This window comes from Micromonospora sp. DT4 (assembly GCF_049841675.1).
Lineage (GTDB): Bacteria > Actinomycetota > Actinomycetes > Mycobacteriales > Micromonosporaceae > Micromonospora.
Window position 1 is genome coordinate 1 of sequence record NZ_JBNCKT010000092.1, and the last position, 22,443, is coordinate 22,443.

The window sequence follows — 22,443 nt, forward strand, 5'->3', positions numbered from 1 at the left end:
AGCGCGAAGCCGCCCGACGCATCAACGCCGAACGACTTCTCACTGCGTAGCCGTCCAGTTACCCGACAGTCTCTCAGCGGCGCTCTGGCGCTGAGCCGGGCACGGCGGTCGGTGCTGGTGATCGACTCCGGCGAGCCGCGTAACGCGCCGGCCGACCACCTGCACAACTACCTGGGCCGGGAGGGAACGCCGCCGGCCGAGCTGATCGCGGCCGGGCGCGTCGAGGTGGCCGGGTACGGCGGGCAGTTCCGGGCCGGCCGGGTCCGGGCCGCGACCCGGGACGACGACGGCTTCCGACTCGCCCTCGACGACGGGGCCGCGGTGCGGGCCCGCCGACTGCTGGTGGCCACCGGGCTCACCGACGAGCTGCCCGACGTACCGGGCGTGGCGCAACGGTGGGGCCGTGACGTGCTGCACTGCCCGTACTGCCACGGTTGGGAGGTGCGCGATCGCCGGGTCGGCGTGCTGTCCACCGGGCCGATGGCCGTGCACCAGGCCGAGATGTGGCGGCAGTGGACCTCCGACGTGCTGCTCCTGCTGCACGACGCGCCGACCCCCGACGAGGAGACGGCCGAACGGCTCGCCGCCCGGAGCATCGCGGTCGTACCCGGCCCGATCGCCGCGCTGGAGGTGACCGGAGACGCGCTCAGCGGTGTCCGGCTCGCCGACGGCCGCGTCGTGGCGCTCGATGTGGTCGTGGTCGCCACCCGCACGGCTCCCCGCGCCGACCTGCTGGTCGGGCTGGGCCTGGCCCCGGAGGAGGTGACGATGGGTGGGCACGTGGTCGGCACCCAGATCCCCGCCGACGCCACCGGGGCGACGACCGTTCCCGGCGTCTGGGTGGCCGGCAACGTGGCAGACCTGCGCGGCCAGGTCATCACGTCCGCCGCCGCCGGGCTCACCGCCGCGGCGGCGATCAACGCCGACCTCGTCGCTGAGGACACCCGGGACGCGGTGGCCGCGTATCGGCAGCTGGTCGCCACGACCTTCGAGGAGCCGGCGTGGGAGGAGCGGTACCGGTCGAAGCCGGCGGTGTGGAGTGGCCGCCCGAACCCGCAGCTGGTCACCGAGACCGCCGACCTGACCCCGGGGCGGGCGCTGGACGTGGGCAGCGGTGAGGGCGCCGACGCGGTGTGGCTGGCCGAGCGGGGCTGGCGGGTGACGGCGGTGGACATCTCGACCACCGCGCTGGCTCGGGCCGCCGAACACGCCGAGGCTGCCGGGGTCGGTCACCAGATCGAGTTCACGCACGCCGACCTGCGCGACAAGCCGCCCGCCGAGGAGGCGTACGACCTGGTGTCGGCGCAGTTCATGCACCTGCCCCCGACGCAGCGGCGGGAGTTGTTCGACCGGCTGGCCGCCGCCGTGGCCCCGGGTGGCGTACTGCTGATCGTGGGCCATCACCCGATGGACCTGTGGACGTCGGGGCACCGGATGCACATGCCGGACATGATGTACACCGCCGAGGACGTCGCCGCCGCGCTCGACCCGACCCGGTGGGACGTGCTCACCACCGACACCCGTCCCCGCCCCGGCCCACACGACGTCGTCCACCACGACGCGGTCCTGCTGGCTCGTCGCCGCTGAGCCGCGCCGCCGATCATGGAGTCGTGGTGGGCGACAAGAGCCGCGGATCAGGGCCTTCCGGGCACCACGACTCCATGATCGACGAATGAGGGGTGCGTGCCTTCGCACGGGGGTGGGCTCGGCGGTAGCGTTGCGCCACACTCACGGCCCGCAGGGCGGTTGACCGCCGGCCCTCGCGCCCCCGACCGTACGGAGGATGGTGCATGTCCATCGGCGCTGAGCCGCTCGCAGCACGCGACGACGCGGCCTCGCGGCCGAGCTTCGAGCTCGCCCTGCGCGGCTACGACAAACGCCAGGTGGACCGGCACCTGGAGCAGCTCGACGGGCAGATCACAATGCTCAGCGGCGAGCACGGGCGGTCCGCGGTGCGGGTGCGTGAGCTGACCGCCGAGGTGCAGCGGCTGCGTGCCCAGCTGGCCGAGCTGCACGAGCAGCCGGTGCAGGTGGACCGCGCCTCGTTCCAGGATCTGGGCCCGATGGTCGGCGAGATCCTGACCCTCGCCGAGAAGCAGGCCGCCCTCATCACCGAGTCGGCCACCGACCGGGCCAACGAGCTGCGCAACGAGGCGGAGAGGATCCTCGCCGACACCCGCGAGCGGGCCGCGCAGGCACGCCAGGACCTGTCCGAGGAGGTGGCCGCGCGGCGCAGCGAACAGGAGCAGGCGTACGAGGAGCGGCGCGCGGTGGCCGAGGCCGAGTTGACGGCGATCCGGGAACGCGCCGAGCAGTTGCGCGCCGACGGCGAGGCCGCGCACGAACGCGCCCAGCACGAGGCGAAGCGCATCACCGAGCAGAGCGCGCAGCAGCTCAACCAGACCCGGGTGGCCGCCGACGCGCTGATGAAGTCGGCGCGTACGCAGATCCAGCAGGAGGTCCAGGCGGCCCGCGCCAAGAACCAGCAGGAGATGGCGCAGTGGCAGGCCGGCGTGGAGCGCGAGGTCGCCGAGCGACGCAGCGCCGCCGAGCAGGAGATCGCCGAGGTGCAGGCCGCCGCGCAGGAGGAGCTGGCCGAGCAGCGCAGCTCCACCGAGCAGCAGATCGCCGCGCTGCTCGCCGAGGCGCAGCAGCACGTGACCGAGCTGCGGAACCGGGCCGACGAGCAGGCCGCCAGCCACCAGAAGCAGCTCACCGCGCTCCAGCAGGAGATCGCGGAGCGCCGGGAGGAGTCGGCCCAACTGCACGCCGAGTTGGAGACCGCCCAGCAGCAGCTCGCCGAGATCCGCCAGGAGGGCGAGACCCTGGAAAACGAGCTGTCCCGCATGCAGCAACGGCTGAGCGAGGTGCGCCGGGACCTGACCGCCGAGGCGACCCGACTCGACGAGGCACGGCGTGCCGGCGACTCCGCCGAGCGGCACGCGAAGGAGGTCCGTGCCCGGGTGCAGCGGGAGGCGAAGCGGGTGGCCGACCTGGCCGCCGCAGCCGTAATGGCCGCCGCAGCCGGCGGTACGGAGACCGCCGAGTACCCGATGGTCGGTCCACGGTCGACTCCCGCCCGTGCCGGCGTCGAGCTGCTCCCCCTCGACCAGCCCGCGAGCCACCGCGCCGGCACCGCCGCCGACCCTGACGAGCGTGCCGGTGGCGACGAGGCCGACGTCGAGCAGGCCCACGCCGACGCAAACCGAGTTGGTGACGACGAGACTGGTCCCGACCAGGCAGGTGACGACCGGACCCCCACCGAGCAGGCGGATGCCACGCACACCGATGCCGAACAGGCCGATGCCGAGCACACCGACGGCGAGCGGGTCGACGGTGATCGGCCGGAGGGTGCGCCCGTGCGGTACCCGGTAGCGCTGGCCGATCGGACGCCCACGTCGGGGATGCCCGCCCCGCAGCCCGAGCCGATCTTCACCCGGCCCGAGCCCCCGACGCCCGTGCCGTTCCTGGCCTTCGGGCAGCCGGTCAGCGACAACGGCACCGCCCGACACTGACCTCGCCAGCGGCGGACCGGGCCGGGCGCGTGCGTCCCGGCCCGGTCCACACGACCAGCACTGGGCGACCTTCACCGAATCCGTGCACCGTCTGCACCGTACGTCCCCGAGCCGATGGTGAGATGGGCGGATGAGCCAGCGCACGAGTGTGGATCAGATCGCGTACCTGGACGCGGCCGCGGCCACCACGATCGGGCGCGCCTACAAGCGGCGTGCCGTCGACGCTCTCGGCCTGCGGCCGGGGCATGCCGTGGTGGACGTCGGCTGCGGCCCGGGCACCGATCTGGGACGGCTGGCCGACGCGGTCCGGCCCGACGGCCTGAATCACGAAGTACGGCTGCCGTACTAGCCTCGCGTCGAGGCGGAGTCGGATCCTTGATCGACTCTGCTCGATGCGTTTGGGTGTGGTCAGCAGTTCATGACCTCTGCGGCGAGTTCCTCAAGAGCGCCTCTGTTCTTCTCCATGGCGGGGACGCGTTGGAGGTCGGCGATCGCCTGGACCCAGTGTCCTTTCTCATCACTGGTGAGTCGGCCTTTGTGTTGATTAATGTAGGTGGCCGCAGTGGTGAATTCTCCTTTCTTGATGTCCCTGATGACGTTCAGAACGGAGATGGTGATGCCGGTGGTACCGACCGTGGTGACCATGGCGGCCAGTTGTGTGGCGGTGAGGCCGGCCTCGGGGTCGGAGTTGAGTTGTCCGCGGGCTTCGAGGTTACCCACGGCGGTGAGCAGGGTGGTGGGCCGGTCCACGGGGTCGGCGAGGGCGTAGTCGAAGACAATGTCCTCGTGACCCCTGGCGCCGAACTCGAGCACGGGCGCGTAGCGGGCGAGATCGGGCTGGTCGGGCACCCGTTCGATCATTTGCCGCACGCGGTTGAGGTTGTCGCGGATCTGCTGGGTTGACCAGCGCTGGCGTGCGGTGGTGAACACGTCGCGTGCGGCGGTGAGGTTGGGTGCCCAGATCAGCTCACCGAGGGTGTCCTCGACCCGCGCGACCGCCGGCGTGCGATGGGCGAGTGTGACGGCCTGACTCAGGAGATCCCGGGTGATCTGGGCAAACGTGCTTCTCGAGGTGTCAGGGTGGTCCTCCTGGCTGGACGGGCTGGCCGTCCAGTAGGTATCCAGCCCGATACTGACGTTGTTGGGCTTCCTCGTGGTGGTGTGCACGATCGCGGCACCGTATCGCCGCGTCACAGTGACCAACGCATCGGTGACCTTGGTCCGGCTGACAACCACCGGCAGCTGCCCACGCTGAGCGAGTTGCTCGAGAAGATAGTTCAGAGCGGCAACATCCGAGACGAGCGGTTCCGTGTTCAGACGCGGAGCCCAGAGCATGACCACCGGATGATCGCCGTCGGCCATCTCACCCAACCGCGTAATCAACGCCTGCCGCGCCACCTCCTCAGACGGGCGAGAAGCACCGACCACATCAAGCACATACACGTTCGGGTGCTCGACCCTGACCCCACCGAGCAACCGCACCGACCAACTCGGCGCACCCACCGCCTCGACGACCGTATCCGCCGACACCGCAACGGCCTCCACAGGCGGCTGCTCGATAACCTCCGGCGGCGCGACCGAAGCGATCCCATCGAATGGATGACGCACACGTGTGCCCTCATGGGCCACCCCGTACTCGTCGACGAAACCATCGATCTCGTCGTTCATCACATCCCAACCGTCACCAAAGTCGGGAGTGAACAACACCCAACTCTCACCCCCGACCGTAAACAACCGAGTCTGGCCGCCAGACGGCTCGACAACCAAATCCCTGGTCGCTGCGACAACGTCCCGTCCGAGGGCCGTAGCGAGCTGGCGGGCAAACCCATCCGGCAACTCGCCCGCCTTACAAGACAGCAACGCCACCGGCGCGCCCGGCGGCAGCCGCTGACCCAACAACGGCGCCAACTGCTGGGCACTCAGACGCACCTCCCGCGTCGAGCCACCAACCATCGGCATCGACCCGGCAACATCCTGCCCCACACCACCCAGGTCACGCACCGGCACCCGGACCGTCCCGCCCACCGCCGGATGCACCACCACCGGCACACTGTCACCCCCACCAAGAAGCTCAAGATCACCCACCTGCGCCACATCGCGATCAGGCAACAGAGCCCAGCCACCACGAACACCTGGCAAGGGCCGCCACACCACCGGCTGCACATCATCACCCAGCCACAAACCATCCCCCAGCGACAACTGCGGTCGCGCCGTACCGAGGACAAGACCACCGCGCCGGCCGCTAATCGTGCCGGCGACCGGTGCCGAAGACACAGGACCGATGGTCCGTAGCCCCTTTAGCACCCACTCCAATTCATCCGGGCCGAATTCCTCACCGAGGGGCCGGGTAATCGGGAAACCGTCGGCGTTTCGGGTGAGCAACTCCCATCCGCTCACCGACTGCCATCCTCCTCCCCCGGGTATCGCCTCGACCGACCACTGATTACCCGTCGGCAGGATCACCGACACACCAAGAGTCCTGGGCAACATATTGAAGTAATCGACCTGCGTGCGCCCGAGGGCGATCACGACTCCGTGGGCGATGGCGGCCGTGGCCCCAGCGCCGGCCGGCACCCATTGCCCCAGCAGGGTCGAAAGCGAAACGGGGTTCGCAGCATGGAACCTCGCCGACCCGGGTTGATAGATAAAAACGGGCTGACGCGGATTACGTTCGGCGACCGGCGACAAGGCTTCCCACTCGTGACGGTCGGGTTTCCACTTTGGAAAGAAAAGCCCGTCATGGTAACTTGTGCGCACGTTAATCGGCATCTGCCAACTGGTAAGTGGCCACAGTTGTCGCACGCGTACGCGGGCTGCCGCCGCTTCGGCCGGCAGCAAATCTAGTATTCGCTCCAGAGCAGCTGCGTCTTCTCGGTGGTCCGGGTCCCAGCGCAGGAAGTGTTCACCGAGTGCCGAATGCCGAGGAATATGACTGGAAGGCTCGGTGGCCTTGTCCGCCAAGGCACGGCTGAGTTCGGTGCGCAGCTGCACTCCACCGAGGCTCAGGTCAGCGTCGAAGATCCTGATTTCAAGGTGGTCATCCTTGGCTGGCCGGCCCGCCCAATACGCGTCGAGCAGCGGCTCACGATTGAGAGCGGTGTCACGGTTGTCGATCCCACCATCGCGGCGCAGATCGAAGTCAGGCCATTCTCTTTGCTGGCCGGACGCTGCGGGTGGGGCGATCGGCGCGGCGTAAAGCGTGCCGCGGTGCAACCGTTGGCCGGGCACACTGGCCAGCCGGTACAGGATGTCCTGGTTGTCCCTGAACAGGTCGATCATACGCTGCATGGTGGCCACGTCGCGTTGGTAATCTCCAACGCCGAGGTGCACGTGACCTCCGGCGTCTTTACTGGTTCGCCCGCCGTGTCGGCGGATCACGGCGAGCACCAGTGCCACATCGCGCCAGACTTGGGTGCGCTCTTCACCGGAAGCCTGCCGGTACGGAAGGATCGGCGAGACCACTTCACCGGCAACGCTGGCGTCGTTCTCGAAGGTCCAGCCGGAGCGTCGCGAGTTGTAGCCAGCCTGTCGTGCAGAATGCGCATCTCTGATAACGAATTGCTGGGTCAATCCTAATTCACGCAGTTCATTGAGCATCCGACCGCGAAGTAGCTCGTGCTCCTCTTCAGGGAGGCTTGGATCGAAGTTGAACTCCAACTCCAGCCCGAAAGGCCTGGTCGACTCACCAGTCGGTGACTCCAGCGAGACCGGCAACGTTGAGTCGCGGACCATCCACCAGACAAGCTCATCCTCGGTCGGCATGAATCGCGGGTCGGTCATGCTCCGACCCAGGCGTCCGTAGGGGTCCGTTTTGTAGTAGCGGGCTCTAGTCGGCCGTTCCGCGCCCACCGGTACCCATTCCCCGGGTTTCCCCTGGCCGTTCACTACCGCCAGATCGCCCCCGTATACCACCACCCTGGACCCTGCCGCCGGCGCGAACGCCTCTCGACCGGTACCGCGAAATTCCCGACGAAGCTGGTCCAGCACCGCCTGACCAGCCTCACCCTCAGGCACGTTGATGATGATCCTCACCGGCCTGCGAGGCCGATTACGTCCTCCTGGCAGCCCGCCCAGCGGCGGCTCGCTACGCGTCAACTCGACGATTGGCCCTACGTCCACCCCCCTGGCCGTGAATTGAAGGAAGAGCGTCCTCACGTCGGGCCGGGCGTCCGCCACCGCCTGAAAAGAGACCGAACCATCAGACGCCGCCAGCCCGACCAGGTGCCCAATCAACGGATTCAGGCGCTGTCTCACACCTGCGAGATTGTTGGGTTCGCTCGAACTGCCGATTCCGATCTGAGCCTGACGCAGCCCGAGACTCGGCCCCCCAGCACCAGACTGGTGGTGCCCGTACTGCGGACCGACGCCCCATTGTGACCCGCCGGGCATTCGACCGGACAGGCCGCCGGAGCGGATCCGTTCAGCCACGGCGCTGACGATCCCGCGGATGTCGGTCTGTCGTATCGAATGCTCGTCGCGGGCATCGAGGATGACTGCGGCCGAGGCATTGCGGTTGTGCCGGACCAGCAGCTCGTTGACGCTGAGAACCATGTGCTGGTCCGCACTGGACAGCTCCGCCCAAGCCAAGCGTCGTGCGGGTAGCAACCGGACTGTGACTGGGTACTGGTCCAAGCCGCCAGCCGAGGTCGCGTCCTGCGTCGCCGAAGGCATCTGCGATCCGCGGCGGACAACGTCGACGGTGACCGTGTCTCGGTGCAGACCGAGGTCTGCCAGACCCCGGCGAATCAGGGGCATCAGATAATCAAGTATTGCTTGGACACGCACAACCTGGGACCGCGCGGCGGCGTTCCCGGTCGCTGACGTATTTCTGCTCCAGCCACCGTCGACCTGGACGTCGAGTGGACCGCTGCGACGCGCGGCGGCGACGGCTTGGGCGGAGAGCGTAACCACTTGTTCTCGGGCAGCGGAGTCCAGATGGGCACCGGCCCCTGAAGAGTCCAGCTGCACCGATACGGTCACCGGGGGTGTGTCCACGGCCTGCGACGACCCCGCCACCGTATCGAGCACCCGTGTCAGTTGATCCACCGTCGCGGGCGTCGGTGGTGCGATATCGTGCGACAGCGGAATGAGCGTCAGCCCGGTCGTGTCCAGCGGCAACCTGCCCAGCCGACCCGTTTGCGGGTCGACGACGGCGACTCCGCGCTCATCGCGAATGCCGACGAACACGTGGTTGACCTGACTCTCAGGTCGGCGCACGGCGATCAGCGCCCGCGATCCGGGGGCGGCCGCCCGCAAGGCCTCCACGGCCGCCTCGATGCTCGGGATCCCGTACACCCGGTGCTCATCATCGGCCAGTTTCAACACCTGCTGCTGATAGTTGAGCAGGTTGACCCCGTCCAACGGCTCGTTGGTGGCCGTCTCGAAGACCGAACTCCCGTCCTGCAACGAGAGGTCCAGGGAGAGCGCGGCCATGACGCAGTTGGTCGCGTACTCGCCGCCGCCGGCGTGACCCGGGTTGATCTGGCCCAGCCAGGGGTACGCCGCGTGCAACGACTCGTCGGTGTAGTCCGACGCCACTTCCCGTGTCTCCACGTCAGCACCGGCGGAGCCGAAGCGTGCGGTTTCGATGTCCCACGCCCGCATTTGACCGGTTTGTTGCGGCGCCGGAGGATCCAGCCACAGCACCACGGTGCGCTTGTCCGCGGCAACCGCAGCCCGTTGCGCGGGGTGCGGGCTTTGGCTGTCACCATCGCCTCTGCTGCGGTGCAGGACGGTGACCCGGGAGGCCGCCAGGCCAACGGCGTCCAGGTGCTGTAGCGCGGATACCGTGAGAGCGTCGGCCACGACTGTCGCCCGTTGCGCTCCGGCATCGCTTACGCTTCTCTTCCCGCCGCCCTCCACGAGGACCATCGCCCCCGAGCCGCTGGCGACAATCCGCTGCACGATCCGTGCCGCGATCTCCTCCACCCCGGAACGATGCTCAGCTGTCAGGTCCCTGCTGCGCGACGTGAACGGGAAGGAGGCGGTGATGTCCTGACCGCTGTTAGTTTCAGCCTGGATTGCTGCCGTCGAACGGGCAACCTGACGGATGTGAGTCTCCAGGCCGTCGAGGGTGCGCTTGATCTCGGCCAGGCCGCCCAGCGGCGGGAGCCCATGGTGGCGGAGTTCCAGCAGGATAAGGCGATCTCCGTTGTCGGCCATGTGTGCCCTGCCGACATTGGTGCGGATGCCGAAAACATTGTCCTGGGTGAGTTCGCGATTGCTGGGAGATTCCCCGAGTAATACGGTGTCGAGCAGGCTACCCAGACGATAGTCGTCATCTTTTCCCGGCATTTCTCGGTCGAGGAGGCCGCCGCCTTCGGTTTCGTCCAGATACCTTCGAATCCGGGGAAACTTTCCCAGTGCGTGCGCGGCAAGCCTGACTCTAAGCATATTCGCATTCGCCTCCAGCCAGTTCCGTGCCCGTTCGGACAGTAGGTCCCGGATGGCTGCCAGGGAAGTCCGAGAAGCCGCCAGCAACTCATTCTTGACCAAAATTGGTGGAATTTCTGCGTGCCGGTTGGCAAGGGTCAGTACGGGTGCGAGAACGTGTGTGTACGCCAGGGCCGCCAGACCGCGAACATCCATGATGTCACGCGCCAGCGAGGCATCGGTGGGTTGTAGTCCGCCGTCGGTCGTGCTGGCGATGTGCATCGCCGTTCGGTAGAGCCTCGCCACCCCATCGGCAAAGTCCAGCGCGTGCTGGGTCAATCCCTTAAAGCGGTCAGCCCAGGTGTGCTGTAGGGTGAATTGCAGCAGCCGATATGCGACCGACAATGTAACACCCACGGTGTATTGCGTGTACATGTTGTCTGCGGGTGGCCCGTCGGAGCGGGTGTAACCATTAAGGTGGTAGTCGTTGAGAATATCCTCTCTGACCGGAGAAAAGCCATTCCTGGTGTGGAACAACGCCTTCAGGGGAAGTGGCCGCCCCGCGTCTGCTATCCGTTGCAGCATCAGCTGCATCTGTGTGAAGTCGTGCCACACCTCGTCGCGTGGCCGGTGGCGGGTCTCGCCGTCAAGGACGTTGTACGGCTTTGACACCAACTCAATAATGGTCTCGCCAGGGTCCTGGTCGAGGTGGATATCCAAGTTGCGCGAGGTCGCTATAACTTGTATGCCTAAGTCCATCGGGACATCGGTTCTGAATCTTGTTTCCACTTCGAAGCCGAAGGCGCCGGCGCGGCGGTCCGGTGACAACACGGTGAGCGGATGCTCGTTCGGGATTTCGATGTTGTCGGTGAGGGGCAGGAGAGCGACGTCGGTGATCACCTGCGGGGGGCGGGCGAGACCGCCACGCTGACCGTCGAGGAAGCTAACGCCGTACGCGTCGTGCACCACGTTGAACGCGTGCGACGTGCGGGCGTCCTCGCCGTAGATAAGCACGAGGCCACGGGCACCCCGCTGGGCGGCGGCCATCACGTCACGGACAGCTTCGAGGTCTCCGAACGAGTAGACCCGACTCTCCCCGTCGGGCAAGCGGAGCGTCTGCGCCTGATAGTTCGCCAGGTAGGACTCCGGCAACCCCCGATCTTCCGGCCCGGTGGCGGTGTCCACGCCGCTGGCCTGGTGACCGTGGCCGTCGATCAGCGACAGGTCGACAGCGATCGCGGTGATGACGCAGTTCAGCGTGAAGGCATCAGCAGTCGGAGCCCCCTCCCGCTCAGGATTGACACCCCTGAGCCAGGGATACGCCAACGCGGAGCCGTCGACCAGAGCGCTCGCCTTCTCCGACACGTTCGCGGGGGCGATGCTCAGCGCGCCCGGACGTCGAGGCAGAGTCGCGGCACGTACGCCCGACGGGGTGTCGTGCAGGAGCCCGACGCCGCCGGGGAACCGCAGCGCCAGCACTGTCATGGCAGTCTCGTCGCCACGTGCGGTGACGGTGACGAGCCTGGCGTCGCCCTGTTTCAGGGCCGCCAGGGCCCGCCACAGCCCGATCACCCCACCCTGCACGGGCGACGCATCCTCGGTCGAGGCGGCGAGTTCCTCGACACCAGCGATCCCGCCGACCTGGTCGATGAGGGTGTCGAGGATCAGCGGTGGTATACCCAACTCGGCCTTGTCGGCATCGATAAATCGGACCTGGCTGAGCATCGGTGGGCCGATCAGCACCTGCGACGGGCTGGCGTCGAGTTCACGGCGAGTGGCCGGATGTTGGGTGAGTAGGTGTGGCTCCGGCAACACCAGTACGTAATCCGCAACGGCCGGGGTCTGCGCGGGGCTCCCTTGAGCGTCGATCGCCAATATCCGCTCGTCTTCCACCCCGGCGAGCGTGTTGTCAGGGAGAAGAACGGGCAGGCCCAGTGCGTTCGCACGAGCGAACGCACCGGCCTTGTCGAGGCCCACGGCGACCGACCGCGCCGACCCGTCCACCATCTGCGCCAGCACGTTCGGCGGTTGCGCCAGCAGTGTGTCCCGGACTGCTGCGGAGTTGACCGACTCCGGTGGCACGTGCAGCAGGTGCGCGCCGGGCACTGCCTGAGCGTCGAACACCTCGGGTGGCACCGAGCCCTGTTCCAGGCTCACGTACATGCCGCCCACCAGCCAGGTGGTCATCCACTCGCGACACCCATCCGCCACCGCTGCTCCCGCTTCGTGCACGTGAGGGAACCGCCGGCCGGCCCTCAACGGCCACCACGGCCTGTGCTGCCCTCAGAACAGTTAACAGATCTCTGGCCGCCGCTACCGAGAGTAAGGCGAGAATCTAGACCATCTCTATATTCATTGACATGATTAGTTACGCTTCGTGATTGACGCAATGATCAATACGGTGAATAATTCCGTTTCACTGCTACTGACGTGCACAAACTTCGTCGCCGGCTACGACAGGAGAGGTGACGGAGACGCCAAGTCGCGGAAAGCCCGGCGACCACCACCTCACCGAGCGTAGTCTGATGTGGGCAGATATCACGTATCGGCTGCGGGGAGGCGGTCACGTCCAGGTGGGGACGGAACGCGCCCGGCCGGGCACGCCCGGCCGGGCCACGCCGCGCCCGCTGGCCACGCCTCCTGCTCGGCGTCGGCCTGGCCCTCGTCCTGCTGGCCGGGCTCGCCCTGGTCGGCCTGAAGACACTGACCCACCGGTACGACCGCACGGTGACCAAGGAGCAGTTGCTCGACGCCGACGCCCGCACCGACCGGACCGACCTGGGCGGAGCGCTCAACTACCTGCTGATCGGCACCGACCGGCGCGCCGGCAGCAGCGAACCGGACCAGCGCTCGGACACCATCCTCATCGTGCACGTGCCCGCCGGGCGGCGCGAGGCGTACCTGGTCTCCATCCCGCGTGACCTGTTGGTCGCCATCCCGCCCGCGAACGGCTTCGGCGGCGGCCCCGACAAGATCAATGCGGCGTACGAGCACGGCGGCGGCGGACCGGCCGGCACCCGACTGCTCTCCGTCACCCTGAACCGCCTCACCGGCATCCGGTTCGACGGCGCCGCGCTCATCGACTTCGCCGGCTTCCGGAAGGTGATCGACCTGCTCGGCGGAGTGCAGATGTGCGTCGACACCGAGGTCCGCTCGATCCACACCAACCGGGTCTTCCCGACCGGCTGCCGGCGGATGGACGGGGCACAGGCGCTGGACTACGTACGACAGCGCTACGACCTGCCCAACGGCGACTTCGACCGGCAGCGCCACCAGCAGCAACTCCTGCGGGCGATGCTGGACAGCGCCGGCGACGCCGACCTGCGCTCCAACCCGGTCAAGCTGGACCAGGTGCTCCGCGCCGTCGGCGGCTCGTTGACCGTCGACACCAACGGCATACCCCTGGAGGACCTGCTCCTCGCGCTCCGCGCGCTGCCGCCCGACGGGATGCGCGGCGTCCAGGTGCCCTCGTCGCCGCAGACCATCGACCAGGTTTCGTACGTGGTGCTCGACAACGGTGGCAACGGCCTGTTCGAGGCGGTCCGGGGCACCCGCGTACCGGCCTGGGCGCAGGCCAACCCGCGCTGGGTGACCCGGTTGTGACCGTGGCGACGGCCGGGTCCGTGCCGATCCACCCCGTGAGGATCTAGTGTTGCTTCCTGTGTTCGGACCCCAGGTTCCCACCGTGCCCGTGACCGAGATCGCCGACGACACCTACCTGCTCGACGTGCGGGAGGCCGACGAATGGGCGGCCGGCCACGCCCCCACCGCCCACCACCTGCCGATGATGGAACTGCCCGCGCGGCTGGCCGAGGTGCCCACCGACCGGGACGTCGCCGTCATCTGCCGCTCCGGCGGACGCTCCGCCCAGGTCGTCGCCTACCTGGTCAACAACGGCTGGGGGCAGGTGCGCAACGCCGATGGCGGGATGCGCCAGTGGGCAGCGGTCGGCCGACCGGTGGTCGACGCGAACGGGCAACCCGGCCAGGTCATCTGAGGCGGGCGGGATGGGCGGGCCACTGATCTTCGCGCACCGCGGCGCCTCGTACGACCTCCCGGAGCACACCCTCGCCGCCTACCTGCGCGCCCTCGACGAGGGCGCCGACGGGCTGGAGTGCGACGTCCGGCTGACCCGGGACGGGCATCTGGTCTGCGTACACGACCGGCGGCTGGACCGTACGAGCAACGGTCGTGGGCTGGTCAGCGCGCAGACCCTCGCCGAGTTGGACGCGTTGGACTTCGGCTCGTGGCATCCGGGCAGCGCGCCGAGCGGCGATCTGCCGCCGGACGAGTCGCACACCCGGCTGTTGACCCTGGCCCGCCTGCTCGACGCGGTGCTCGCCGCCGGGCGGCCGGTCCGGTTGCTGGTGGAGACGAAGCATCCGTCCCGGTACGGCTCACAGGTGGAGCGGCGCCTGGTCGACCTGCTGCGGCAGTACGGGCTGGCCGACCCGGCGCCGGACGACCCGGTCCAGGTGACCGTCATGTCGTTCTCGCCGCTGGCGGTACGGCGGGTCCGGGAGCTGGCCCCGGCGCTGCCCACGGTGCTGCTGCTGGAGGTGCTGCCGCCCTGGCTGCGGCTGGGCCGGCTGCCGTTCGGCGCCCGCATCGCCGGTCCGGGCATCGGCCTGCTCCGGGCCCGCCCACGCCTGCTGCCCGCGCTGCGCGCCGCCGGCAACCAGGTGTACGTCTGGACGGTCAACGAGCCGGCCGACGTGGAGATGGTGCTGGCCGAGGAGGTGGACGGCATCATCACGGACCGGCCGGCGCACGTCCTGGCCCGGCGGGACGGCTGAACGGGCCGCAGCGCCGAGCTGACCGTGCAGCGTGCCGACCGCCGGCAGCACCTACGCCTACGCGACAACCGGGGGGTGCCGAAAGACGGGCCGGCGGGGCACACTCGGCACATGCCGGAGCGTATCGATTTTCCCGCTCTTCTCGCCGGCCACACCGTCGTGATCGAGATGATCAATGCTGGGGACGTGGGTCTACCGGTCCTCACCCAGCTACTCCGGTTGACCCAACCGGCGCTCGGCGCGAGCGGAATGGCGTTCGTCGAGTTCGGTCCGACCGGCGGCCGGGTGATCGCGGCGACCGGCGCGGCGGAATGGGCGGTCGGCCGCCCGCTCGCGGTGGACGACCCGGATACCGTCCGCCTGCTCTCCGGTCCCCGGGTGAGCCAGGTCCGGGTGACCGACCTGAGCGGCAAGCTCGCCGCCGAGCTGGCCGGCAGCGGCCTGCGCCGGATGGTGGTCGGCCGGGCTGAGATCGGCGGCCACACCGTCGGCAGCCTGCACGCCCTCTATCCGGGCGACGACGAGCCGGGCGCCGAGCAGCAGGGAGTGCTCGCGTACCTCGCCTCGTGCATCGCGCACATGTACGGCGACCAGAGCGGGCTGCCGGTGCACGGCGACGGGCCGGTGGTGGCGGCGCTCGCCGATGGGCTGGCGGTGGTCGACCGGGACGGCCACGTCCGGCTGTGGAACCCGGCCGCCGTGCAGGTCACCGGCCGGACGGCCGAGCAGGCGTTGAATGGGCCGTTGCCGTTTCCGCTGCCACCTTCGGGCCAGGTCCGCGACCACCGGCTGCCGGACGGGCGCTGGCTGCGCATCACCTCCGGCGACCTGCCCGGCCCGGGCGCGCTGCGGGTGGTCACCTTCCGTGACATCACCGACCAGCAGCGCCGCGATCACGACCGCGAACTGTTCGTCGCCGTGACCAGCCACGAGCTGCGCACGCCGGTCACCGTCATCAAGGGGTACGCGGACACCCTCACCGACCACTGGGAGTCGCTGACCGACGCCGACCGGCGGCAGGCCGCCCGGGTGATCGGGCAACGCGCCAACGAGCTGGCCCGGTTGGTCGACCGGCTGCTCTCCTCGGCTGCCGAGACGGGGCCTGGGGACGAACCGCCCACCCCGTTCGACCTGGGTGAGGCGCTGCGCGCCGCCATCGTGGACCTGCCGGCGGAGCTGCGGCACCGGCTGACGCTGCGCCTGCCGGCCGACCTGCCCAAGGCGCTCGGCCACCGTCCCAGCCTGGCCACCGTACTGACCGAGCTGGTGACGAACGCCGGCAAGTACTCGCCGCCGGGCTCCCCCATCGAGGTCACCGCCGGCGTCGACGGCCAGTTGATCGCGTTCCGGGTGAGTGACCGCGGCATCAGCATCCGACCGGAGCACGTGGAGCGGGCGTTCGACCGGTTCTGGCAGGGCGAGTCCGGTGACCGGCGCGGCTATCCGGGAGCGGGGCTCGGCCTCTATCTCGTCCGCCGGATCGTTGAACAACAGAATGGATGGGTATCCCTACGTCCGAGGACCGACGGCGGTACGGTCGCAGAGGTACGCCTACCGCGCGGTTGACCAGCGGTGGCACGACGTGGAGGCGACGGTGGCAGCGGCAGCGGCGAGGGATCGGGCGTGGTGCGTGGTTGTTCCCCACCACCCCGCCGGCGCACGGCTGGCCCGGCATCGGCTCGCCGACGACCTGGCCGACGTCGTACCCCCGACGCTCCTCGCGGATCTCATCGCGGTGCTCGCCGAGCTGGTGGGCAACTCGATCCGGCACGCCCGCCCGCTGCCCGGCGGCGTGGTCCGGGTGGCGTGGCAGCTGCGGCCGTCTGCCGAGGGCCCACGGATCCAGTTGCGGGTCACCGATGGCGGCGCGAGCACCGGCCCCCGTATCCGCACCGTCGGCCTGGACGCGGCGGACGGGCGGGGCCTGCACATCGTGGCCGGTCTGGCGACCCGCTGGGGCATCGAGCGTGACGGCATGGGCCAGCGCGTCTGGGCGGAGTTCGACCCGACCCCGATGGCCCACCCCGACCTGGTGACCGCCGGCTGACCCCTATAAAGGGTCCAGCGGCGGGCCTGGTGCGAGTGGCCCGCCGCTGGTGAGTGCTTAAGCGCTCCGGATATCGGTTCGATCAGCACGTCACAGTTACATATTTAACATCGAAGGGCATCTTCACCAGTCAGACTGCTTCATCATGGCTCACCTCCTCAATCATAACACCGCGCCTCGACGCAATCACACTGGGTGAAACTGGATGAGGCGCGCGCTAACACTCACATTCAATCACATGGACCACGGGTTTTTGGGGCTGGCCTCTAGACGAGTTGTTCCGAATTCCGGTCACTTATCGTAAGCGATCAGTGGCCGAGTGGCGGGTGCGTTGATCCTGTTGTTGTGCCAGATCGCGGCGGCCATGGCCAGGGCGTTGGGCGACGCGTACGGCGACGCTGGTCCGGCCCAGCCCATGAGGCCCGAGCGTTGGACCGTGGGGTGGGACACGCCACAGGGGATGGGAGTGGAGTCGGCGATCCATTGGTTGTCGAACCAGAAGTCACTGTCACGGGCCAAGTCCCGGATCATGACCTTGGATGCCCTCTCTTCCTGCCCAGACATCGACCCCTGACTTCGGAACTACTCGCCAAGCCACACCGCCGACGAAATCAGTAGAAATGAAGTGTAACTCCACTCCGTCATGCAATCGTCGGTAACCAGCCGCAACTTCGACACCGGGATAACTGCTGCATGACGCGTTTGTCGCGAAATCGGGAATTCATCGCGCTCGCCGGGACCGAAGTGCTCTCCGTTATTGGTGACCAGTTATCCCGGGTGGCGCTGGCATTGCTGGTGTTCGAACGGACCGGATCGGCCGGGCTGAGTGGTCTGACGTATGCGATGACATACCTGCCCACCGTCGCCGGCGGACTCCTGCTGTCGCCCCTTGCCGATCGGCGACCACGTCGGGGCGTCTCAGTGGCGATCGATGCCATACGGTCCGTGATCGTGCTGACGATGGCACTCCCGGGCATCTCGCTCACTGCGATGTGCTGCCTTGTTGCCGCCTCATCGTTTCTGACTGGGCCCTACACGGCGACCCGTCTAGCGCTTCTCCGCGATGTCCTGCCGCAGGAGCAGTACGGGCCTGGCATGGCCCTGCGGCAATCGCTCTCGCAGGGCGGCCAACTCGTCGGATTCTGCTCCGGGGGCTTCATCGCCACGGCCTTCACACCAGCGACGTGCCTCCTCGTCGACGGCCTGACCTTCGCCGCTGCGGCGTTGATAGTCCGCACGCTGGTCTCCGCACGTCCTGCCGTCGCGGCCGCCGGGGCGTCCAGCACCGTTACCACGACCTTCCGTGTCATCTGGCGCTCCCCTGCTCGACGGGCGATCTTCCTGTCCACGTTCATGGGCCTCTTCCTCACGGCACCGAAGGCACTCTCCGTGCCATTGGCATCCGAGCTGCACCTCAGCGACCGCTGGGTCGGAATCTTCATGGCCTCGGAAGGGCTGTTCTCGGTCGTGACGCTCGCGATCTTCGCCAAGTTCGTGACCGCCGCCCAGTACAAGAAACTGTTTCCGCTTGTCTGCCTCGCCCCCGGCTTGCCACTGCTGACCGCGCTAGCCGTCCACAATCCCTACCTGATCATGCTCGTCTTCGGAGTCAGCGGGGCCATCTGGTCCGTCCTCACCGTCATAGCGGCGTCCTCGCTGGCCGAGTTGCTCCCCGACGACCAACGGGGTCGGGGCATGGGAATCGCAGCGTCAACGAACGCGACGGCACAGGGGGTAGGCGCGTTCATGGCCGGGTTCGCCACGGACGAGATCGGGGCGGGCCTCTCCATCACTCTCCTCGGTTTCCTGAGCATCCTCTTCGCGTTAGCACCTGCGGCCCTATGGAACCGTGCCGCGACCCCGGCGAACGCGCTCGCCAGTTGAGCCGCCGACCCTCCGACCGCGTCGACCACGTCGTCGGTGATAGCGGGTAATGGCTTGGTCGGCGTCGGCTACTGCGGCTGTGGCACTAGGCTGTGACGCCGTGAGCAAGCGTCGAAAGAGCCAGCGAGCAGCCACCGACACCGCTCCCCGCCGGGACAAGGTGCGGGACATCTTCGTGCCGCGACCGTTCGAGGGGCTGGTCGACGAGTCCGAGTGGATCGCGCTGCGCGAGCTGGTGCCCGCCGCGTCCGCCCCGCTGCGACTGGCGCCCGCCCTGGTCGAGGAGTTCGGCGACCGGTCGGTCACCCTGGCCACGGTGCTGCCGATGGCCGCGCCGGCCGTGAGCAAGCCGGACGGTGAGGTGCTCATCGGCCTGCAGCGCCACCAGCAGTCCGGCGACGTCTCCCGAGACCTGGCCGAGGCGCTGCTCTGCGCCCTGCGTGCCGAGCCGGGCGGTCAGGTGTCCGTACCGCCGCTGCCCGGCCCCGGACCGCGGCTCCAGGACATCCTCGTGGACGGCCCGCTGGAGATCAGCATGCACGACGGGTTCGAGTTCTGGCTCGATCCCGGCGCGGCCGACGCCCCAAGCGTCCAGGCGTCCCTGGAGCGGGCGAACGCCGCCATCTACCCGACCGTGCGGATGACATCCGCGAAGGCCGCGTACTGGTGCCAGGTGCCCGAGAAGGCGCACGTGCGCTGGGTGCTGCCGGACGACGAGGACGCCGCCCTCGACGCGCTGGCCCGGCTCGGCGCCGCCGGCACGCTGACGCTCGGCGACCAGACCAAGTTCGCCGGGATGTTCCGCGCCCACGGCCGGCTCGTGCCCGTGTGGGACCTGCCGGAGGGGACGCCGGCCGCCGAGTGGGAGGATCCGGTCGCGCAGTTCGCCAAGCGGTACGCGGAGGCCCTCGCCAGCACCGAAGTGTTGGACGCCGCCGGCCGACGCGCCCGCCAGGGGCTGCTGGGCCGCCAGCTAACCCTGCGCTGACCCCGCCGCGCTGCCCGTTCCGCCGGGCACGGGCAGCGGTTCGCGGACCATCGGACAGGACATGCAGCGCGGGCCGCCCCGGCCCGAGCCCAACTCCGAACCGGCGATCGGGATGACCTCGATGCCGGCCCGCTCCAACTGCGCGTTGGTCTCGGTGTTGCGCTCGTAGCCGACGCACAGCCGGGGTGCCAGGGCGAGGGTGTTGTTGCCGTCATCCCACTGCTCACGCTCCGCGGTGACCGGGTCCAGGCCGGTGTCGATGACCCGGAGCTGGTCCAGGTCCATCGCGTCGGCGGCGGCCCGCAGGAACGGCGCAGGGCCGTCCACCCGCGGGTCCTCGCCGTCGGCGCCGGCGATGACGGTGTACGCCGAGAGCGTGCTGGCGATGTTCGGATACATCAGTACGGCGTCGACGTCGACCATCGTGCAGACGGTGTCCAGGTGCATCGTGGCGCGTTTCTGGGCGATCGGCACCACCAGGATGGTGTGCGCCAGTCCGGCGGCGAAGACCTGCCGGCCGAGGCGTTCCGCGCCCGCCGGGGTGGTCCGCTCGCCCACGCCGACCGCCAGCACGCCGGGTGCGAGCAGCAGCACGTCACCGCCCTCCAGGTGTTCGAGGTCGGGGCGGTAGACGAACTCGGTGCCGGCGAACCGCGGGTGGTGTCGGTAGATGGCGTCGGTCAGGGTGGTCTCCCGACGGCGGGCCGGCATGGCGAGGCTGGTGACACCGACCCGGTCGCCGATCCACAGCGACGAGTCGCGGGTGAAGAGCAGGTTGGGCAGCGGGTCGATGACGAAGTCGTGCCGGTCCATCAGGGTGTAGACGAGCCCGCCCGGCCGCTCCGAGCTGATCCGCAGCTCCTCGTGGGCCAGCCCGGCGGTGAGGACGTCGGCCAGCGCGACCGGGTCCAGGTAGGCGAGGTGGTCGGCGACCCGGGTGCGGAGCGTGTCGCCGAGTCGCCGCGAGCGCAGCACCTGCTCGGTCAGTTCGGCGCGAGCGTCCTCGACGGCCAGTGTCTCGGCCAGCAGGGCGGCGAGGTAGAGCACCTCGACCCCGCGCTCGCGCAGCGCGGCCGCGAAGGCGTCGTGCTCCTCCTGTGCGCGGCCGACCCAGGGGATCGCGTCGAACAGGAGCGAGTCGTTGTTGCGAGGGGTGAGCCGGGCCAGTTCCGGGCCAGGCCGGTGCAGCAGCACGGTGCCGAGCCGGCCGACTTCACTGTCGACGTAGTGGGTCACTACCGCAGCGTAGGGCAGGGTTTGGCGGCATCCGAGAAAAGACCTGTGGATGAATATGGCATTCATCCACAGTCACTCCGGCGCTCCGGCTTGCCGAACACCGGGAGTGTCAACGTAGGGTAGTGAGAAGATAACTTCGAGGGACCTTTTGCCGGAGGTCGACGACGATGACTGTCTTTCCCGCACGACGAGCCGTACCGACCGCCCGGGCACTGCCGCCCATCGCGGTGCCCCACCCCCGCGTCGAGACGCCGGGGGCTCTCGAACCGGTCCGCCCCACACCGCTCGAATGGGCCCGCCGCCGCCGTGCCGAGCGGGGCGCCCGTCGGCTGGAGGCGGCCGGCGCGCGGGCGCTCGGCCAACTCGACCACCTCGGGCCGTCCTGGCACGTCATCGAGTGGCCCCGCACCGACGTGTCGGACGTTCTGCTCGACCGCGCCCAGGACGACCGCGCCGGTTTCCTCGCCATCGGGCCGAGCGGCCTGTTCGCGGTGACCATCGCCGACCACGGCCGGGCCCGGGTGCTCGTCGCCGGGGACGTCGTGCAGATCAACGGCAAGCGGCCCCCGTACGTCACCGAGGCCCGGCGGGACGCCAAGCGGGCCAGCAAGGCCCTCTCCGACGCGGTGGGACTGACCATCCCGGTGACGCCCGTGCTGACCTTCGTGGGTTCCGGCGTGATCAGCGTCTACGGCCTCCCGAAGGACTGCCTCATGGCCACCCACCGGGAACTGGACCGGCTCCTCGTGGCCGGCGGCAACCGGATCAGCCCGACCACAGCCGAAAAGTTGGCCCGGGTGGCACAGCACCCGAGCACCTGGCTGAACGGCACTTACCGTCCATCGGCCGACTACCGATGGTACGAGGAGGGCCGAACGGCCGCTGACAAGGCGGCCCACCGCCGGTAACGTCACCGGCGACACCACGCGGCCCCGGTCCCCCACCTACCCACCGGCTCCCGCGCCGTCGCCGGCCGCCCGGGTTGTCCGCTGCGGTGCGGTGACCTGGCTCGCTCGGTGATTCCGTCGTCGACCGGCTAGCGTGGACATTCCGTCGTTGTACATAGGAGGCCCGGTGGCCCACGTCGAACTCTCGCTGTCGGAAGTGTTCGTGCCGTCGGCGCGAGCCTCGACAGAGCTGGAGTTGGACAATGTCGGCCAGTGGTCCTCGACCGTGGGCCGGGCCGACGAGCCCTGCCTGCTGATCGACGCCGACACCCGCGTGGTGGCCATCTCCACGGCCGGCTGCCAACTGCTCTGGCTGGGCGAGCCGGCCGGCCTGATCGGGCGACCGCTGCTCGACGGCGGCCTGCGCCTGCTGGATTTCACCGCCAACCGGGGCGAGCTGACCGAGGCCGAGATCGACAAGATCCCGCCCCTGCTGGCGCTCTCCTCCGGCCGACTCGCCCGTGGACTGCTGCGGGTGCAGGCCGCCTCCGCCGGCAGCCCCGACGCGACGGTCGACGCGATCTCCACCCCGGTGCTCTCCGACGGCGCCGTCGCTGGTTCGCTCACCTTCTTCTCCGAGGTCTGACGCGAAGATTCCCTTCGCGTCAGAGGCGGTTGGTTCGCTTCACGACGCGTTCTCCAGGGTGACGCGGTATCC

Annotated in this window: 14 protein-coding genes and 2 pseudogenes; 12 read left to right on the forward strand and 4 right to left on the reverse strand. The window is 68.9% G+C overall.

Annotated features, from left to right (window positions below; translation table 11 throughout):
- The first annotated feature begins 84 nt into the window (after nucleotides 1–84).
- From ACLQ24_RS22130 to ACLQ24_RS22140, 3 genes are all read left to right on the forward strand, one after another.
- Complete coding sequence (locus tag ACLQ24_RS22130) at nucleotides 85–1,587, forward strand: methyltransferase domain-containing protein (RefSeq protein ID WP_425893643.1); 1,503 nt, start codon at nucleotides 85–87, stop codon at nucleotides 1,585–1,587.
- A 203-nt stretch (nucleotides 1,588–1,790) separates the two neighbouring features.
- Complete coding sequence (locus ACLQ24_RS22135) at nucleotides 1,791–3,515, forward strand: hypothetical protein (RefSeq protein ID WP_425893631.1); 1,725 nt, start codon at nucleotides 1,791–1,793, stop codon at nucleotides 3,513–3,515.
- 130 nt (nucleotides 3,516–3,645) lie between these two features.
- On the forward strand, nucleotides 3,646–3,864 hold the full coding sequence (locus ACLQ24_RS22140) for a hypothetical protein (RefSeq protein WP_425893632.1): 219 nt from the start codon (nucleotides 3,646–3,648) through the stop codon (nucleotides 3,862–3,864).
- Between the two features lie 59 nt (nucleotides 3,865–3,923).
- On the opposite strand, the gene ACLQ24_RS22145 is transcribed toward ACLQ24_RS22140, so the two are convergent.
- A complete protein-coding gene (locus tag ACLQ24_RS22145; RefSeq protein WP_425893633.1) occupies nucleotides 3,924–12,074 on the reverse strand; it encodes a toxin glutamine deamidase domain-containing protein in 8,151 nt (2,716 codons plus the stop codon).
- A 453-nt stretch (nucleotides 12,075–12,527) separates the two neighbouring features.
- Here ACLQ24_RS22145 and ACLQ24_RS22150 point away from each other — a divergent pair, with 453 nt between their 5' ends.
- The 5 genes from ACLQ24_RS22150 to ACLQ24_RS22170 all read left to right on the forward strand — a co-directional run bounded on the left by ACLQ24_RS22150 (nucleotide 12,528) and on the right by ACLQ24_RS22170 (nucleotide 16,730).
- Entirely contained in the window at nucleotides 12,528–13,490 is a 963-nt protein-coding gene (locus ACLQ24_RS22150) for an LCP family protein (RefSeq protein WP_425893644.1), read from the forward strand.
- Between the two features lie 58 nt (nucleotides 13,491–13,548).
- On the forward strand, nucleotides 13,549–13,884 hold the full coding sequence (locus ACLQ24_RS22155; protein WP_425893634.1) for a rhodanese-like domain-containing protein: 336 nt from the start codon (nucleotides 13,549–13,551) through the stop codon (nucleotides 13,882–13,884).
- Between the two features lie 10 nt (nucleotides 13,885–13,894).
- A complete protein-coding gene (locus tag ACLQ24_RS22160; protein ID WP_425893635.1) occupies nucleotides 13,895–14,683 on the forward strand; it encodes a glycerophosphodiester phosphodiesterase in 789 nt (262 codons plus the stop codon).
- Nucleotides 14,684–14,794: 111 nt separating this feature from the next.
- Nucleotides 14,795–16,249 carry an ATP-binding protein gene (locus ACLQ24_RS22165; protein ID WP_425893636.1) on the forward strand — a complete coding sequence of 485 codons (1,455 nt, stop codon included), beginning with the start codon at nucleotides 14,795–14,797 and terminating at the stop codon, nucleotides 16,247–16,249.
- A 64-nt stretch (nucleotides 16,250–16,313) separates the two neighbouring features.
- Nucleotides 16,314–16,730 carry an ATP-binding protein gene (locus ACLQ24_RS22170; protein WP_425893637.1) on the forward strand — a complete coding sequence of 139 codons (417 nt, stop codon included), beginning with the start codon at nucleotides 16,314–16,316 and terminating at the stop codon, nucleotides 16,728–16,730.
- Between the two features lie 291 nt (nucleotides 16,731–17,021).
- Here the strand turns inward: ACLQ24_RS22170 and ACLQ24_RS22175 are convergent.
- Nucleotides 17,022–17,148, reverse strand: a pseudogene (locus ACLQ24_RS22175) (IS982 family transposase); the annotation flags it as partial.
- Nucleotides 17,133–17,267 (reverse strand): annotated as a pseudogene (locus tag ACLQ24_RS22180) (IS982 family transposase); the annotation flags it as partial. The pseudogenes ACLQ24_RS22175 and ACLQ24_RS22180, both read right to left, overlap by 16 nt.
- 156 nt (nucleotides 17,268–17,423) lie before the next feature.
- Between ACLQ24_RS22180 and ACLQ24_RS22185 the strand changes: the two are divergent.
- Together ACLQ24_RS22185 and ACLQ24_RS22190 are read left to right on the forward strand one after the other, a co-directional pair.
- On the forward strand, nucleotides 17,424–18,614 hold the full coding sequence (locus ACLQ24_RS22185; RefSeq protein WP_425893638.1) for an MFS transporter: 1,191 nt from the start codon (nucleotides 17,424–17,426) through the stop codon (nucleotides 18,612–18,614).
- Between the two features lie 100 nt (nucleotides 18,615–18,714).
- Entirely contained in the window at nucleotides 18,715–19,602 is an 888-nt protein-coding gene (locus ACLQ24_RS22190; RefSeq protein WP_425893639.1) for a DUF5926 family protein, read from the forward strand.
- On the opposite strand, the gene ACLQ24_RS22195 is transcribed toward ACLQ24_RS22190, so the two are convergent.
- Nucleotides 19,588–20,838 (reverse strand): arginine deiminase, encoded by a 1,251-nt coding sequence (locus ACLQ24_RS22195; protein ID WP_425893640.1) that lies wholly within the window; start codon nucleotides 20,836–20,838, stop codon nucleotides 19,588–19,590. The two genes, ACLQ24_RS22190 and ACLQ24_RS22195, sit on opposite strands and share 15 nt — an antisense overlap.
- Nucleotides 20,839–21,005: 167 nt before the next feature.
- Here ACLQ24_RS22195 and ACLQ24_RS22200 point away from each other — a divergent pair, with 167 nt between their 5' ends.
- Both ACLQ24_RS22200 and ACLQ24_RS22205 read left to right on the forward strand, forming a co-directional pair.
- Nucleotides 21,006–21,746 (forward strand): hypothetical protein, encoded by a 741-nt coding sequence (locus tag ACLQ24_RS22200; protein WP_425893641.1) that lies wholly within the window; start codon nucleotides 21,006–21,008, stop codon nucleotides 21,744–21,746.
- Nucleotides 21,747–21,912: 166 nt separating this feature from the next.
- Entirely contained in the window at nucleotides 21,913–22,371 is a 459-nt protein-coding gene (locus tag ACLQ24_RS22205; RefSeq protein ID WP_425893642.1) for a hypothetical protein, read from the forward strand.
- Nucleotides 22,372–22,443 lie beyond the last annotated feature (72 nt).

What these genes read in the sequence shown, in the direction of transcription:
- ACLQ24_RS22135 (WP_425893631.1), top strand. Translation starts at nt 1,791, where the DNA reads ATGTCCATCGGCGCTGAGCCGCTCGCAGCACGCGACGACGCGGCCTCG.
- ACLQ24_RS22140 (WP_425893632.1), top strand. Translation starts at nt 3,646, where the DNA reads ATGAGCCAGCGCACGAGTGTGGATCAGATCGCGTACCTGGACGCGGCC.
- ACLQ24_RS22145 (WP_425893633.1), bottom strand. Translation starts at nt 12,074, where the DNA reads ATGACCACCTGGCTGGTGGGCGGCATGTACGTGAGCCTGGAACAGGGC.
- ACLQ24_RS22160 (WP_425893635.1), top strand. Translation starts at nt 13,895, where the DNA reads ATGGGCGGGCCACTGATCTTCGCGCACCGCGGCGCCTCGTACGACCTC.
- ACLQ24_RS22165 (WP_425893636.1), top strand. Translation starts at nt 14,795, where the DNA reads ATGCCGGAGCGTATCGATTTTCCCGCTCTTCTCGCCGGCCACACCGTC.
- ACLQ24_RS22185 (WP_425893638.1), top strand. Translation starts at nt 17,424, where the DNA reads ATGACGCGTTTGTCGCGAAATCGGGAATTCATCGCGCTCGCCGGGACC.
- ACLQ24_RS22200 (WP_425893641.1), top strand. Translation starts at nt 21,006, where the DNA reads ATGACTGTCTTTCCCGCACGACGAGCCGTACCGACCGCCCGGGCACTG.